The sequence below is a fragment of the Marinobacter maritimus genome, from assembly GCF_007671675.1.
In the GTDB taxonomy this organism is placed as follows: domain Bacteria; phylum Pseudomonadota; class Gammaproteobacteria; order Pseudomonadales; family Oleiphilaceae; genus Marinobacter; species Marinobacter maritimus.
Genome location: NZ_VCGW01000002.1, coordinates 536,747 through 553,047 on the forward strand (window position 1 = coordinate 536,747; position 16,301 = coordinate 553,047).

A 16,301-nucleotide genomic window follows, 5' to 3' on the forward strand; every position below is an offset into this window, starting at 1 on the left:
TATTCCCAGACACGAGGCCATTATGTCCCATCGCGCCCACCTTTTCTCGTTGCGGATTGCCCACGCTTTCCGTGAAGCCTGCATTGACCAGCCCTACAACAGCCGCCGCTTTCTGCGGGATCTCATGGCGGGCGTTACGGTGGGTATTATTGCAATACCGCTGGCTATGGCCCTGGCGATTGCAAGCGGTGTGGCGCCCCAGTACGGCCTGTACACGGCGTTTATTGCTGGCTTTATTATCGCTCTGACCGGGGGGAGTCGCTTCAGTGTCTCCGGGCCCACGGCAGCCTTTGTCGTTATTCTTTACCCCATTGCCCAGACCTATGGCCTCGGAGGTCTGTTGCTGGCGACTCTGATGTCTGGTGTTTTGCTGATTATCATGGCGCTCATGCGGCTGGGACGCTTTATCGAATATATTCCAGAATCGGTCACCCTCGGGTTTACCGGCGGTATTGCGGTGGTGATCGCAACTCTGCAGGTAAAAGATTTTTTTGGTTTGCCTGTTGAGACGATGCCGGAGCACTACTGGGACAAGTTGGCGGTGCTGGCACAGAGCTTTCCCGCGCTGGATACAATGAGCGCGCTGGTTGCTGTGGTTACGCTTGCGGTCATGCTGACCTGGCCGCGCCTGAAAACGCCAATACCACCTCACCTTCCGGCGGTTGTGATTGGAAGCTTGCTGGCGATGTGGCTGAACGCGAATGGCGCTGCGGTGGATACCATAGGGTCGAGGTTCAGCTATCTACTGCCGGGCGGTGGCACGGGCGCAGGCATTCCGCCGTTCCTCCCCGAGTTTGCCTGGCCTTGGGAGCAGGCAAATGCCAGTGGCGAGGCCATCGGGCTTTCCTGGAACATGGTGCGCGAACTCTTACCGGCGGCTTTCGCCATCGCCATGCTTGGCGCTATCGAATCTCTGCTTTGCGCCGTAGTGCTTGACGGCATGACCGGGAAACGCCATAGCGCCAACAGCGAACTGATGGGGCAAGGAATCGGCAATATTGTGGTGCCGTTTTTCGGGGGCATTACCGCCACGGCCGCCATAGCCCGGTCTGCCGCAAACTACCGTGCCGGTGCGGAATCGCCAGTTGCAGCCATGATTCATGCCGTAGTGGTTCTGTTGGCCTTGGTATCACTGGCCGGCGTGCTGGCCTACTTGCCCATGCCAGCCATGGCATCTCTGCTGATCATGGTAGCCTGGAATATGAGCGAAGCGCCCAAGGCCGTGCGCTTGTTGAAGACCGCGCCGCGCAGCGATGTGTGGGTCTTTCTGACCTGCTTCTCGCTGACGGTCGCCCTGGATATGGTTATCGCCATCACCACCGGCATTCTGTTGGCCGCCGTGCTGTTCATGCGCGAAATGGCGGAGATGACCAAGGTAACCGATATCACCACCGGCAAACGGGTAAGCGAAGAAAACCTGCCGGCGGGCTGGCGCGTGTTCAAAATCAATGGCCCTTTGTTTTTTGCGGCCGCCGACCGGATTTTTGGTGAGCTTGCGGCGCTGTCCCGGAACGTTGACGGGTTCATTCTGTATATGGATGGCGTTACCGTGCTTGATGCTGGCGGCCTGTCGTCGCTTAACAAACTGATCGCTACCTGCAGGAGAGACGGCACCCGTATTGTTATTGCAGACCTGCAGTCCCAACCTCAGCGCACGCTGGCGCGCGGCGGCCTTGGGCCGATTGAAGGCGTGCTGCAGTTTTCGCCGTCACTGCAGGAAGCTCTGGCATTGCCTTTGCCATCCATGGCTCGGCAGTACACCACGCCCTCAACGCCCACCGGAGCAAACTGATGAAAAAACCCGCGATGCTGCCTTTTCGTGTAGTCGACCGAGTGAAGTTTGTTGTTGAGCGACAGCTGGTAAAAGGTGCCGGCTTCCAGTTGGTGGTGGTGGGTGTTTTTATCGGCCTGATTTCACTCATCGGTGGACTGCTGGTGGTGCCTCAGGGCGGCGATTTTGATGACCCCGGATCTGCTGTCTGGTGGGCGTTTCTGCGCCTCACGGACCCCGGCTATCTGGGTGATGACGTGGGCACCTGGCAGCGCTTTGTCTCAACGCTGCTGACCATCAGCGGTTATGTGGTGTTCATGGGTACCCTGGTGGCCATTCTTACCCGCTGGCTGATTGCCAAAATGGCAGAACTTGAGCGTGGGCTGACGCCCGTTACCCTGAAAAAACACGTGGTTGTGCTGGGTTGGACCAGCCAGACGTTGCCGCTGCTTGCCGAACTGCTGGGCTCATCTGGCCGTATGCGACGGTTTCTGGAAAAACACGACACTCAGAGATTAAACCTGGTGGTGTTGTCGGAAGAAGCCTCTGCGGAACAGGTCCATGAGCTGCGTAATGAACCTGGTATTGGGCACCGCGCCCGGCAGATTATCCTGCGCTCTGGCTCTGCCATTCAACCGGATGCCTTGCATCGGGTCGCCTGCCTTGATGCTGCTGCAGTGATAGTGCCCAGTGCGGTTTACGAAGCAGGAAGCTTGATAACCTCTGATGTAGAAACCGTTAAAGCCCTGCTGTCGATTGCGGCCCAGGCAAGGCAGTACCAAGCGCCACTGCCTTTTGTGGTCGCAGAGATTCAGGATGTCCGTAAGCTTCCGGTGGTTGAGCGAGCCTACCCCGGGCCTATTGAGGTGGTCGCAGGCAATGCCACTATCAGCCGCCTGATGGTGCAAAACGTGCTGCATCCGGGATTGTCTGAAATCTACAACGAGTTGCTCACGGCGGGCGAAGGTAATGAGATTTACGTTCGTGGTGGAGAATCGGTAGCGGGCCTTTCCCTTGGAGAGCTCGCTGCCGAGCGCCCGAGCGTGATCGTTCTTGGCTTGCTTCGCAGCAACGGACAGAGTTGGGATATTCGTTTGGCGGCACCCTCTGAGACCCTTATAGAGGCGGAGGATCGGGTTGTTATGATGGCTCGTGATTATTCCGAAACGGACGCGGATCCAAAAGCCCAGGCACTACCCAAGATAAATCGTAGAGAAGCGAAACGCTCTGTGCGCGGAGAAGGTCTTGCAGGCCATCGCATTCTATTGCTTGGGTGGAATCGCAGGGTGCCCAGCCTGATGGCTGAGGTAGCAAGTTATGGCCCCGGGCAGCCTGTGCTGGATATTGTTTCCGTTGTGTCAGTATCCGAACGAGAGAATGCGCTTAGCCGCTATGCGGCCGGGAAACTTCTCAACGGCTACAGTCATATCGAAGCTGATTACATGGTTGAGGATGAATTGCGCCGGATCAACCCCGCCGGTTACGACACCATTATATTGCTAAGTAGCGACCGGTTGGCCTCTGGAGAAGAGGCCGATGCACGGACAATGGTTGGCTACCTGCAACTTGAAGACATACTGGCTGAGGCGCCGGGTCGCCCGCAGCTGATTATGGAGCTGAGCGATCCGGACAACCGCCACCTGCTCTATGGCCACCAGAGCGAAATGCTCATCAGCCCCATGATCCTCAGTCATATACTTGCTCAAGTGGCGTTGCGCCGGGAACTCAGAGCGGTACTGGACGAGCTGTTTACCGTTGGCGGCGCTGAGATCCAGTTTCGCGATCCTGACGACTATTCGCTACCGGCGAGCACGGACTTTCACCTACTGGAAAAGGTGTTGGCTCAAGAAGGCGAAGTGGCACTTGGGGTTTTCCGGGCTTCTGCCGACGCTCGTGGCAGGCATCTGTTGATGAATCCTCCGCGCAGAGAATACCTGGAGTTGCAGGCCGGAGACCGGCTGGTGGTGTTGTGTCAGTCCTGAGACACCGCTCGGGTAAAGCTGTTCAGTCGCCGCAAAATGGTTGTCGACCACTATTCATAAGGGGAATGCTGAAAATAGATTATATAAATTTCAATTATAAATCCTGAGCAATTAGAGTACGTGACAATACGGTCAAGCAGCCTGGCAGTGTGCCCGGGCCTCTGTCATTAATGCACTTCATCAACACACTAAGGATCGAGATCATGCCTTACGCAAAAGACGTCGATACCATTGCTTCCATCCTGAAGCAAAACCCGACCTGGAACGCTATCAATCCCAAGCACGCTGCACGTATGCGCGCCCAGAACAAATTCAAGACCGGTCTGGATGTCGCCAAGTACACTGCAAAAATCATGCGTGAAGACATGGCGAACTACGACAATGACTCGTCGCAGTACACGCAGTCCCTGGGTTGCTGGCACGGCTTTATCGGCCAGCAGAAGATGATTGCCATCAAGAAGCACTTCGGTTCCACCAAGCGTCGTTACCTGTACCTGTCTGGCTGGATGGTTGCTGCTCTGCGTTCGGAATTCGGTCCGCTGCCTGACCAGTCCATGCACGAGAAGACAGCCGTTTCGGGTCTGATCGAAGAGCTGTACACGTTCCTGCGTCAGGCTGATGCATGGGAACTGAACCACCTGTTCCGCGATCTCGAAGCCGCTGAAAAAGCTGGCGACGATGCCAAAGCAGCAGAACTGATCAAGCAGATCGACAACCACGAAACTCACGTTGTACCGATCATCGCCGACATCGATGCCGGTTTCGGTAACGACGAAGCCACCTACCTGCTGGCCAAGCAGATGATCGAAGCTGGTGCTTGCTGCATCCAGATCGAGAACCAGGTGTCTGACGAGAAGCAGTGTGGCCACCAGGACGGTAAAGTAACCGTTCCTCACGCAGACTTCCTGTCCAAGATCAATGCTGTACGTCTGGCGTTCCTTGAGCTGGGTGTTGACGACGGTGTTATCGTTGCCCGTACGGACTCGCTGGGAGCTGGCCTGACCAAGCAAATCGCTGTAACTGATGAGCCAGGTGACCTGGGTGACCAGTACAACAGCTTTATCGACGGCGACGTGATCGAAAACGCTGCGGATATCAACAACGGCGACGTTGTGATCAAGCAGGACGGCAAGCTGGTTAAGCCCAAGCGTCTGGCATCTGGCCTGTTCCAGTTCAAAGAAGGTTCTGGTGAAGACCGTGTTGTTCTGGACTGTATCACCAGCCTGCAGAACGGCGCTGACATGCTGTGGATTGAGACCGAGAAGCCGCACGTTGGCCAGATCGCTGCCATGGTAAACCGCATCAAGGAAGTCGTTCCCGATGCCAAGCTGGTTTACAACAACAGCCCGTCCTTTAACTGGACACTGAACTTCCGTCAGCAGGTATTCGACGCAATGCAGGAAGAAGGCAAGGACGTTTCTGCCTACGACCGCGCCAAGCTGATGAGCCAAGAATACGACAGCACCGAGCTGGGCAAGCTGGCCGACGAGTGGACAGCCAATTTCCAGCGTGATGCTGCCCGTGAAGCCGGCGTGTTCCACCACCTGATCACTCTGCCGACTTATCACACTGCGGCCCTGTCTACCGACAACCTGGCCAAAGGCTACTTCGGCGAAGAAGGAATGCTGGCATACGTTAAAGGCGTACAGCGTGAAGAAATCCGCCAGGGAATTGCTACTGTTAAGCACCAGGATATGGCTGGCTCCAACATTGGTGACGACCACAAGGAATTCTTCGCAGGTGATGCTGCGCTGAAGGCCGGCGGTTCAGACAACACCATGAATCAGTTCGGTTAATCGAACGGCTGATAATGCTCCTGCTCCCGGACTTGTTCCGGGAGCACAAAACCCCGCAGCTGGAGTCAGTTTGCGGGGTTTTTGTTTTTTACACTGCCGGATTTATGTATGTGCCTGAAACTGCGGCACAAACCTTCGATTCTCTACTTTCTCGGCATCCACACTGTTTCATCCCTGAAACAGTTCCTGCCTCCGCAAATGCTGGTTTGCTTTCAGTAAAACTCTAAAAGTTCATTAAAAATATAAGCTTAGCCTTTGCTGCCTTGTTCTGGCACGAGAATGGCAGCGTTTGTCTTGCGGGTCTGGACCTTGGCTTACCCGAAGGCTAGCGGGTTGGGTCGGATCCCTTAAAAGCCAATAACCTAAAAGGAAACGACATCATGAAAACCAGGAAGGGATTGCTAGCAGCTGCCATTGCAATGAGTCTGGGTGTTTCCGGTTTCGCCTTTGCGGATCAGGGGGGAGACGGGGATCCGAATACCAATGCGGATAATACCTCAACTGCCAACAACGATCAGTCGGGCAATACCGATTCAGGGAACGACAACTCCACGTACACCGATAGCTCCGATAACTCGGATGGCTCTGATAACTCGGACAACTCAGACAACAGCACGGATGTCGCTGATTCGTTCAAGATTGCCGACAGCGGCAATACGGATGCTTCAAACAACTCGGATAATTCCGACGCTTCCGACAACTCCGACAACTCGGATAATTCCGACAGCTCGGACAACAGCACGGACGTTGCCGATTCGTTCAAGATTGCTGACAGTGGGAACGATATGTCTGACAACTCGGATAACTCCGACAACTCTGACAATTCCGATAACAGCGACAACTCCGACAACTCGGACAATTCAGACAACAGCACAAATGTGAACGATGCGTTCAAAATTGCCGACAGTGGCAATCCGGACAACTCGGACAACTCTGATAACTCCGACAACTCTGATAACTCGGATAATTCAGACAACTCGGATAATTCGGACAACTCCGATAACTCTGACAACAGCACCGCTGTAACCGATTCGTTCAAGATCGCTGACAGTGGTAACAGCGACAGTTCAGATAACTCCACCAACGCCACGGACTCCTACAACAGCGACAGCAGTGACGCCTCTGACAACAGTGTTACAGAGCTGAATGTCTCGCTGGAGGTGTTCATGAACGATGCTGATCTTGATGGCACTGTCAGTGGAAGCACTGTGACCTATGGCGATGCCAACGGTGACTATTCCTACACCAATGTCAGTGCTTCCAACGAGATCTCCGGAGGTTCTGCCAACTTCACGGGTGTTGGCGCCTTTGCCCAAAACGCCGGCGTGGGTAGTGTTACCCAGGCCAACGTGAGTGTTATGTCCAACCTGTCCGCAGGTGGTGGCGGCACCCAGTGAGCAAGGCGGGCCGCACCTCAGGGTGTGGCCCGGTTCCTGCCGGGAGGCGTGTCATGACTAACGTCATCAGAAGGATCCTGAGGGTCGCCTGTTTATTCGCTGTCATGGGGCCAGCTGCAACAACGGCCGCCGAAGAATGGATGAATCAGCCCCCGATGACTGCGGATCAGCTGGAGCAATCCAGCGGTCGCCAGGGGGTTCCTGTCCAGGTGCAGCTCAATGACAATCAACAGAGCGCGGTGGTTACAGGAAATACGTTGTCGGGTCCTTCAATGACCGGCAACAACATGATCTCGGACCAGGCATTCGGGAATATGAGTGGTATTGCGACGGTCATCCAGAACACCGGTAACCAGGTGGTGATTCAGGATAGCACTCAGGTCAACATTCTTATCAATCGCTGACAGGAGGTGGGCCATGGTGAAGCGAAGGCTTGTTATATCAATAGCGGGCGTTGCGATGCTCTGGTCCACTGCGTTTGCGGGTACCGTCATGTTGCCGGGGCTGAGTGGCGGGCTTCAGGTGGAGGTTCGCAGTTTCAAGGAACAGCGTTTCAGCTCGGTTATGCAGCAGCAATACGACTTCAGCTGTGGTTCTGCCGCGATCGCATCGCTACTGACCTACCATTACGATCACGAGGTCACGGAGCAGGAAGTTTTCTCCGGAATGTTCTCTTTGGCAGATCCGGAAAAGGTTCGCAGGGAAGGCTTCTCCATGCTGGATATGAAACGGTTTCTGGAATCTGAAGGGTATCAGGCTGATGGTTTCCGCATGCCGCTGACGGGATTGCGGGACAAGGTTCGCCTGCCGGTCATTGTGCTTTTGAATCTGAACGGTTTCCGACACTTTGTTGTCATCAAGGGGGTCAGTGAGAATGAGGTGTTTGTTGGCGACCCCGCTCGCGGACTGAAAGCCTATTCCAGAGTGGAGTTTGAAGACTACTGGAATGGCGCAGCCTTTGTTATTCGCAGCGATATACCGCAGGGGCGTAGCAAGTTCCTTACCGATGGAAACTGGCCGCAGATTGTCCGGGCACCGCTTTTCAAAGGACAGGAAGGACCATCACTCGGTCATACGCTGCCATATTGGCCATCAACAAGGGAGTGGTAACGCCATGGTTAGCCTTCCGCGATGTGCAATTACAGGACTGGTCGTTGCTCTAGGAATTGCGGGAATGCCCGCATTGGCCGATGGAATATTTTCAGCTCCGGCTCTGAGCGACGATGAGCTTGCCACACACAGGGGCGGTTTCAGTCTGGACAATCTGGAGATTTCGATCGGGCTTGAGCAAGTGGTTTCGGTGAACGGCGAAACCCTGGCGATCAATCGCCTGACCATCCCGAACCTGAATCAGTTGGTCAGCGGTAAGGCTATGCCTCATAAGGTGGAGACTGTGCTTGGTATCATCAACTCCGGGCAGAACGGGCAGGCACTTGTCTCAGCCACCGCAAACGATGGCGGGTGGATGACGCTGATCCAGAATGACCTGAATAGCTCCGTTATCCAGAATGCGCGACAACTGAATATTGAACTGAACAATCTGGGGGCAGGCTATCGTATGCCCGATAACCTGCGGGCACCCATCCTACAGTTTCTTGGGCATTGATCATCTGAGTGTAAACGCCCGCAAGGTCCTAGAGACTGATCGGCAGTTTCAGGGTGATCTCAGTGTTCGGAGCATTCTCTGTTACCCCGACATTGACGGTAAGGCTCAGCGTTGTGCTGCGTGTTAGCCGCTGAGAGAGCCCGAATGCCAATGAACCGATCTGGATGCTGTCAAAGTTAGCGCTGAACAGGTCTATGTCGCGTTCGAAAGTGGTCTTTCGGATAACCGAGTGATCATAGCCGAGGCTGAAAGACGTCCGTTCATTAAAGGCGAAACCCATACCAAAACCGAACCTGATTACATCGCCCGGATCAACCGTATTACCGTTCTCAAAGCCCTTTTCGTCCTTCAAAGTAAAAACATAGCTGAGGTTGCCATAGAGAACTGCAGGGTCCGACGGGTAGATGAATGACACACCCGGCTCGAAGGACCAGAATCCTGAGCCTGTTGGTCGTTCTTCAAGCTCAATTCCGATAGGGTTGCCCTGGCTATCGTTAATAACCTGTTGATCGACGTCGTATGGGCTGTCCCCAGTCGGCGCTTTTACCCGTAAGGAGCCAATGACATAAGGCCAGCCCTCCAGGCCGTCATTGAGTTGGTAGCGTACGGACAGCTCCACGTCGCCCAGGCCTTCTCCTGAAGACTCTCGCAGTGTATCTACCGGGGTTCCTTCAAATGCCTGTCGTTCCCGAAGGTCCTCCTGGATGCTCAGGTAAGGCACCCGCAAAGCGGCTTCAAATCTACTGGTAAAACCGTATTTAAGAGACAGGGCCCCGACAAAAATATCCCTCTGGACTTCTGAAATATTTATCAACCCTATCAGCAGCGCAGGAATCACGGTGTAGCCCTCCACCGCGACCTGCGTTGCGTTACTGTGGGCGTGAGAAAATGAGGGTTCAATGGTGAATCGGCCGGGTTGGGTGACAATGCCCCGGTCGGAGGTAATGGAGGCAATATCCGAGGCTTGCTCTTTATATTCCTCTGCTTGGGCGGATGCGAGGCCCTCCTCATTGTTTTCAGGTTTTGCGATGCTCGTTACGGGAGCCAGGCTAACGCATAGGGTGAGTAGGAGTCGAGCTTGGATGTTCATGTTAATTCCCCCTTTCGGTGAGGCCGTTGTCGCGTAGGTCGGTTATGCGGACGTGGGTCGTACTTCTCCATAAGTCGGTACAGTGACACCCTCGATATGTTGAGGAGTCTGGCAGCCTCAGACATGTTGTGGTTTGCCAGCCTGAGGCTGCACCGCAGCGCCTGCCTCTCGGCCCGGGCCCGAAACTCTTTGAGGCTGAGATTAGCGGCTGCATCAGAACCTGGGACGGGCAGGGAGAGCCCGAGATCTGACGCTTCGATAACAGGCCGGTCGCTTAGCAACCACCCCTGTCGCAGGCGGTTCTGTAATTCCTGGAGGTTGCCGGGCCAAGAGTGGTTTAGCAGGCTCTGATTAGCCCCTCTGCTAAGCTGTTTTGGCTCTGCTCCCTGACACGTTGCTTCCAGCAGTGAGCGGGCAAGGATCGGTATATCCTCCCGCCGGTCTTTTAAAGTAGGGAGCTTTACTTCAAGACTGCCAAGCCGGAAGTAAACATCACTTCGAAATCGCCCGAGGTCAATAAGGTCCGCCAAGGGCTCGCTCGTGGTTGTAATAACTCTGCAGTCAACCGGTATCTGGGCGCTACCGCCCACTCGCTCAACCAGACTTTCTTGAAGAAACCGCAGGAGTGCAGACTGTTGTTCGAGCTGAAGTTCATTGATGCCGGAGAATACTACCGAGCCGCCATTCGCCTGTTCAAGCCGTCCCTGGCGCGAACTCAGAGCGCTGGTGAAGGCTCCTCTTTCATGCCCGAACAGCTCGCTCTGGGTGAGTGTGATGGGCAAGGCTGCGCAGTTAATGATAACCAGGGGGCCTGCTCCGCGGGCCGAGTGCGAATGAAGGAAGCGGGCAGCCGCCTCCTTCCCGGTGCTGCTCTCACCGGAAATTAACACCGGTTCCAGGGTTTTCGAAAAACGACGGAGCAAATTGCGAACATGTTGGATGGGCTGAGAGTCCCCCAATAAAGCGAGATTCTGGTAATCATCGTTAACAAGGCTGCCGGCAGGCTCCAGAATCGTCGCCATACCCCACAAGTGCCCGAGCACTGTACTGAGGCGCTTATAGTCCACAGGCAATGTATGAAAATCGGAACAGTAGCGCACGATGAGTCTTGCAGCGCGCGTTCCGCTGAGAGGTTGCTGGGGCGCGATAGCGACCCAGTAGCTCAGATCAAGCATTTCGAGCCAGCTGTCCGGCCAGGGCGTGCTGTCTTGTGAGAGGTTTGGGAGTTCCAGTACGCCAACTCGGGCCTCATCCGGAACGTGAGTAAAAAGGGGTACCGGCTCATCAAGATTGAAATCGATCAGATTCCAGTTTGCTTCCAGTTCCTTTCGTATGCTGTTGTTGCTATTTGCCGCTGACAACCAAACAAGCGGTCGCTTTTCCATCATGGCAAACCTCCACAGGAGTTGTGCCTCGGAAATGGGACTGCCAGCCGCTCAGGATTACGTTGCTTAACCGGTACTGCGAAGAGCCCGGCCACTGCCCTGTTTGGCCCACCATGGCTGCTCTATACAGCCAAGAGTATCATTTTGGTTTGCTATTCTGTGTGCAGGATCTGTACCAGACGGCATATAGATACGGTTATACAGTTACCTGCGAATTGCATGTATTTTTCGCGACACAAAACTGTATAGAAGGCTGACGTTTTCAGGGTGCCTGTTGTATTGACCTGAGAGCGCGCACTTGCACTACTTTGTCTTGGCTTTGCTATATTCTGTTACCTGATTAAAGAACAGGAGACTGCCCTTGAGTATCGAGCAAGGCATTGTATTTGCGGTGCTCGGAATCACCCTTGCCATGTTTGTATGGAACCGCGTGCGGTTTGATGTGGTAGCCATGCTCGCCTTGCTGGCGGTCGCCATTACCGGGCTGGTGCCAACGGAAGAACTGTTTGCCGGCTTTGGTCATCCCGCCGTGATTACCGTGGCTGCTGTTCTGGTAATCAGTCAGGGGCTGGTGAATGGTGGCGTGGTGGACAATATTGCGCGCCTGCTCGGGAAGATTGGTCACCGGCCTACGCTTCAGGTGCTCACGCTGACCAGCGTGGTGGCTCTTTGCTCCGCCTTTATCAACAACGTGGGTGCGCTGGCGTTGCTGATGCCGGTCGCAATCTGGATGTCGCGGGAAGCGGGGCGCTCGCCTTCAATGCTGTTGATGCCCTTGGCGTTCGGGTCTTTGCTTGGCGGCACCATGACGCTTATAGGCACGCCACCGAATATCATCATTGCCTCCTATCGTGAAGGCGGCACCTTTGGGTTGTTCGATTTTGCGCCGGTCGGCGTAGCCATTACGCTCGCTGGAATAGTTTTCATTACGCTGGTCGGTTGGCGTTTAACGCCCCGCCGTGAACAGAATTCGGCCGATGCGAAGCTGTTCAGTGTTGGCGAATATCTGACGGAACTTCGCCTGCCAAAGGATTCAGTCCATGCAGGCGCCACCTTGCACAACCTACTGGCTATCGCGGGAGACGAAGCAGATATTGTTGTCCTGGCACTGATTCGCGACGAGAAGTTACAGGCTGTTCCTTCCACCTATCAAATTCTGCGTGAGGGGGATTTGCTGCTGGTTGAAGCCGATACTTCCAGCTTGCAGGTGTTTCTCGATAAAACGAAGCTTGAGCTGGCCCATCAGGCAGCTGAAGATGAAGAAACAAACGAAAATGAAACAAGCGAAGAAGACAGCATTAACGGCGCCAGTGAGAGCGATGGCAAAGACAACGACGATGCTTCAGCCCGTATAGCAAAAGGCGAGCTGTTCCTGGTGGAAGCGGTTATTGCTCCAGAGTCTTCTTTGGTAGGACAGACCGCTAACCGGCTGAAGTTGCGGGAGCGAAACCAGCTCAACATTGTTGCCGTGGCACGGCTGGGTTACCGGCTAAAGCGACGCCTTGGCGATATAAGGTTCAATGCCGGTGATATATTGCTGGTTCAGGGCTTTGAAGACTCCCTCAGCGGCACCCTGGCAGAGCTTGGCTGTCTGCCGCTGGCTGAGCGAGGGTTGCGACTGGGCTCTACCCGAAACACTGCGATGGCAACCGGCATCTTTCTGGCCAGTATTGCGGTTATTGTGACAGGCCTGCTCTCAGCCCCCGTTGCTCTGGTGGCCGGGGCGGTTGCCATGGTACTCGTGAACCTCATGTCGGCGGCGGAGGCCTACAAGGCAATTGACTGGTCGGTGATCGTTTTGCTGGCGGCCATGATACCGGTTGGCCAGGCCATGGAAACCACTGGAGGCGCAGCTCTGATAGCCTCTCAGATGTTGGTGCTGGGTGAGAACCTGTCAGTTGCTTCGGTGCTTGTGATGATACTGGTGGGCACAGCGCTGTTATCCAACGTAGTAAATAACGCAGCCGCGGCCATTGTGGTCGCGCCTATTGCCCTGAGCCTGGCCAGTGAACTGCAGATGCCCTCTGATGCAGTATTGATGGCAGTTGCGGTTGGCGCCTCCTGCGCTTTCATGACACCCATTGGTCATCAATCCAACGCCCTTGTTATGGAGCCTGGGGGTTATGAATTTGGTGATTATTGGCGCTTGGGCTTACCCCTGACCGCAATCGTTACGGTTGTTGCTGTGCCTGTGATCATGCTGGTCTGGACCTGATAAAATATGAATGAACCAAACGTGAGGAATCGTGATGGAGGCGAAGCCGATGCAGAAAGCTGAATTGTTGGCGGAGCTTGCTTTGACGCGGCGGCGAACACGTGAGTTCATCACATCGCTGGATAACCAGCAGCTGGATGTTCCTTATCACCCGGGCGTCAATCCGCCGCTTTGGGAAATGGGGCATGCGGCTTTTTTCTATGAAGTGTTCGTTTTCAACCTTCTTGATGGTGATGATAGCTTCGACCCCGCTATGGACGATCTCTGGGATTCGTTTCACATCGATCACAAGGATCGCTGGCGCCGTGATCTGTTTCCCGGCCTTGAAAGTACTCTGGCCTACTTCGATCATGTCTACGACAAGATGGCGGAGCGCATTGAGCGAAGGCCACTGAGCGATCGCGAACTCTACCTTTGTCGCTACGCCATATTTCATCAGAACATGCACATAGAATCGCTGGTGTGGTGCCGTCAGACTGTCGGTTATGCTCCACCCCCCGGGGCAAATTTCCCGCGCCCCGCCGCCGGTTCTTCAAACGATCTCCTGAAACAGGATGCGGTTGTGCCCGCGGGTCACTGGCTGATTGGCATGCCAGGCGACTCGTCGCAGTATGCGACTGCCGACTTTGCATTCGACAATGAAAAGCCCCGGCACGAAGTGAGCCTGGATGAATTTGCGATTTCCCGGTGTCTGGTCAGCAATCAGGAGTTTATGGCCTTTGTGGAGAGCGGTGGTTATCAAAAACCCGAGCTGTGGTCTTTTGGAGGCCAGAAATGGCTCAGAACAGAAACTGACGTAGCGTTGGTTCACGGGGAAGTGGAGCCCAGAATGATGGCGCCGCGGCACCCGTTATATTGGCGCAGGCACGATGGTCAGTGGCAGGAAAAACTATTCGACCAATGGCAGCCATTGAATCCGGATGCACCGGTAATCCACGTCAGCTACTGGGAGGCCGAAGCCTATAGTTACTGGGCGGGGCGGCGGCTACCTACCGAGCAGGAATGGGAGGTTGCGGCGCTTGCTAACCGCAAGGGTGATCCACTTCAGAGGTATCCATGGGGTAATCAGTCGCCAGAGCCCAATCACGCCGATATGAACGCCAACGGAATGGCCCAGAACCCGGTTTCTGATTACCCGGCGGGCGATAGCCCTTTCGGTTGCCGGCAGATGATCGGCACGGTATGGGAATGGACCAGCAGTCAGTTTTTCCCCTACGATGGCTTTTGCATAGACATGTATCCGTTCATGTCCACGCTTCAGTTCGGTGATCACAAGGTCAGCCGCGGAGGCAGCTGCGCGACCTCGTCCAGTCTGATCCGTGGCACTTATCGGCAGGCTTATCTGCCCCAAAGAAATGACGTTTACACCGGGTTCCGAACTTGCGCTTTGACCGGTAGCTGAGTTCAGCTGGCTTTTTCAGACGCCAGTTCCGGTATTGCCGGAATCTCGTCGAGAAGGTGGCTAGCCAGAGCCACGCCGGTTTCGCTCATGGTCAGGTAAGCATCGTCGGCGCCCGCTTCACGAATGCGCTCGGCTTCATCGGCGTACATGGTGTGGGCGACAATGTAGCCGGTAAAACCCAGTTTTCGCAGCATTCTTGCTGCGATCAGTTTCGCTTCTATATCACTCATGGCAAGAATAACTGCTTCCACGGATGGCATGTGGAGCGCTTCCCAGAAGGTGTTGTCTTCGGCATCAGCATAGACAACGTTGCGCCCCAGGGCCTGGTGCCGTGCAACCTTTGGCAAGTCAGAATCCAGTGCCATCAGTCTTGCTTCTGAGGTTTGCAACCAATCATATGCCGCCGTGCCGGTTCGCCCCATTCCCATCACCAGAACGCGGGTATCGCCAAGGGAAACGGGTAGCTCATCGGGGTGCCGTCTGTGACTTTCGAAGCGTACAAGACGGTGGCTCAAGCGTTCATATAGTGGGTGTGCGACCCGGTTTAGCGGAGCGGAAACCAGAAAGGATAGCGCGACCGTAATCGCCAGAGGCACCAGCCATTCGGGCAGCGCAATGCTGGCGACAATCAGTCCGAACTCACTGTAGTTGGTGAGCGCCAGCGAGGTGAGAAAACCGCTGCGGGCGCGCAGGCGGAACAGCAACATCAGGAAGAAGAACAGAATCCCCTTGAGGGGCAGTACCAGCGCAGCTACTACGGCAAAGATGATGGCATTGGTATCGGGCAGGCCACCTATGCCAATCTGCAAAAAAAAGCCAACCAGAAAGATTTCCTTCACGCTCCACAGAGATTTTGCCAACTCCTGACTGCGGGGGTGGTTAGCAAGAATGGCGCCGAAGATCAGGGCGCCGAGTTCCGAACTGAGCCCGACCGCTTCAAAACCCATGCCGCCAATAACCAGTGCCAGCAACATGCCCAGCAGAACCAGCAATTCGTCATGGCCACTGGCATCCAGCAGCTTGTACAACAGTGGCCGTAGCAGTGGCAGACCGAATACGATCAGTGCCCACTGCGAAGGCGTCTGGCCGGCTGCCAGACTCATGACAAGCAGTGCAATCAGGTCCTGAATGATCAGGATGCCGATGGATACCCGACCGTGGAAGGCTCTGAGCTCGCGCTTGTTTTCCAGCACCTTTGCGGCCAGCACGGTAGATGAGAACGACAGGGCAACGGCCAGCATGAAGGCCACGTACCAGGTGATATCCAATAGCAGGTAAAGACCGGGCGTAAACACCAGGCAGGTGATGCCAAAGTGTAACAGGCTGCCGCCGATCACTTCCGGGCTGATAATCGATCTCAGTTTGAGCTTCAGGCCTACAGTAAAAAGCATGAGCAGAACACCCAGGTGCGCGATGTGGGCGAGTGCCGCTGTAGGTTCGGGATAGATAGGAATGGATGGGTTGGCCGCAATAGCGCTGAGAACGAAACCCGCGCCCAGGTAACCGATTAACGGCGGCAAACCAATGGTCTTGATCACCAAGCCAAGGGCAAACGCCAAAGAAATCCAGATAGCTTCAGGCATGAGAGATTCTTTCAGGGGTAGCGGGTCACATTCCTTTCAAGGCTACCTTGTTTTATCTGACCGTTGAAGTCGAT

General features: G+C 55.0%; 12 protein-coding genes. 9 read left to right on the forward strand and 3 right to left on the reverse strand.

Annotated features, from left to right (window positions below; genetic code table 11):
- The first annotated feature begins 22 nt into the window (after window positions 1–22).
- The 7 genes from dauA (at window position 23) to FFI90_RS09580 (ending at window position 8,552) form a co-directional block, all read left to right on the forward strand.
- On the forward strand, window positions 23–1,792 hold the full coding sequence (gene dauA, locus FFI90_RS09550) for a C4-dicarboxylic acid transporter DauA (RefSeq protein ID WP_144777791.1): 1,770 nt from the start codon (window positions 23–25) through the stop codon (window positions 1,790–1,792).
- 14 nt (window positions 1,793–1,806) lie between these two features.
- Complete coding sequence (locus FFI90_RS09555) at window positions 1,807–3,753, forward strand: CASTOR/POLLUX-related putative ion channel (RefSeq protein ID WP_144778309.1); 1,947 nt, start codon at window positions 1,807–1,809, stop codon at window positions 3,751–3,753.
- Between the two features lie 203 nt (window positions 3,754–3,956).
- Window positions 3,957–5,549: an isocitrate lyase gene (locus FFI90_RS09560; RefSeq protein WP_144777792.1), complete on the forward strand. Its 1,593-nt coding sequence runs from the start codon at window positions 3,957–3,959 to the stop codon at window positions 5,547–5,549.
- Window positions 5,550–5,929: 380 nt separating this feature from the next.
- Window positions 5,930–6,946 carry a hypothetical protein gene (locus FFI90_RS09565; RefSeq protein ID WP_144777793.1) on the forward strand — a complete coding sequence of 339 codons (1,017 nt, stop codon included), beginning with the start codon at window positions 5,930–5,932 and terminating at the stop codon, window positions 6,944–6,946.
- A gap of 53 nt (window positions 6,947–6,999) precedes the next feature.
- The gene (locus tag FFI90_RS09570) at window positions 7,000–7,350 is read left to right on the forward strand and encodes a hypothetical protein (RefSeq protein WP_144777794.1); all 351 of its coding nucleotides are present in this window, start codon (window positions 7,000–7,002) and stop codon (window positions 7,348–7,350) included.
- Window positions 7,351–7,363: 13 nt separating this feature from the next.
- The gene (locus tag FFI90_RS09575; protein WP_246123470.1) at window positions 7,364–8,056 is read left to right on the forward strand and encodes a C39 family peptidase; all 693 of its coding nucleotides are present in this window, start codon (window positions 7,364–7,366) and stop codon (window positions 8,054–8,056) included.
- A 64-nt stretch (window positions 8,057–8,120) separates the two neighbouring features.
- On the forward strand, window positions 8,121–8,552 hold the full coding sequence (locus FFI90_RS09580) for a hypothetical protein (protein WP_144777795.1): 432 nt from the start codon (window positions 8,121–8,123) through the stop codon (window positions 8,550–8,552).
- A gap of 28 nt (window positions 8,553–8,580) precedes the next feature.
- Here FFI90_RS09580 and FFI90_RS09585 read toward each other — a convergent pair whose 3' ends face one another.
- Both FFI90_RS09585 and FFI90_RS09590 read right to left on the reverse strand, forming a co-directional pair.
- Window positions 8,581–9,642 carry a transporter gene (locus FFI90_RS09585; RefSeq protein WP_144777796.1) on the reverse strand — a complete coding sequence of 354 codons (1,062 nt, stop codon included), beginning with the start codon at window positions 9,640–9,642 and terminating at the stop codon, window positions 8,581–8,583.
- A complete protein-coding gene (locus FFI90_RS09590) occupies window positions 9,639–11,030 on the reverse strand; it encodes a sigma-54-dependent transcriptional regulator (protein WP_144777797.1) in 1,392 nt (463 codons plus the stop codon). The genes FFI90_RS09585 and FFI90_RS09590 overlap by 4 nt, the downstream gene beginning before the upstream one ends.
- Window positions 11,031–11,388: 358 nt before the next feature.
- Here FFI90_RS09590 and FFI90_RS09595 point away from each other — a divergent pair, with 358 nt between their 5' ends.
- Window positions 11,389–13,242: an SLC13 family permease gene (locus tag FFI90_RS09595; protein WP_144777798.1), complete on the forward strand. Its 1,854-nt coding sequence runs from the start codon at window positions 11,389–11,391 to the stop codon at window positions 13,240–13,242.
- Between the two features lie 49 nt (window positions 13,243–13,291).
- Window positions 13,292–14,644 carry a selenoneine synthase SenA gene (gene senA, locus FFI90_RS09600; protein WP_144777799.1) on the forward strand — a complete coding sequence of 451 codons (1,353 nt, stop codon included), beginning with the start codon at window positions 13,292–13,294 and terminating at the stop codon, window positions 14,642–14,644.
- A gap of 2 nt (window positions 14,645–14,646) precedes the next feature.
- On the opposite strand, the gene FFI90_RS09605 is transcribed toward senA, so the two are convergent.
- On the reverse strand, window positions 14,647–16,227 hold the full coding sequence (locus tag FFI90_RS09605; protein ID WP_144777800.1) for a cation:proton antiporter family protein: 1,581 nt from the start codon (window positions 16,225–16,227) through the stop codon (window positions 14,647–14,649).
- Window positions 16,228–16,301 lie beyond the last annotated feature (74 nt).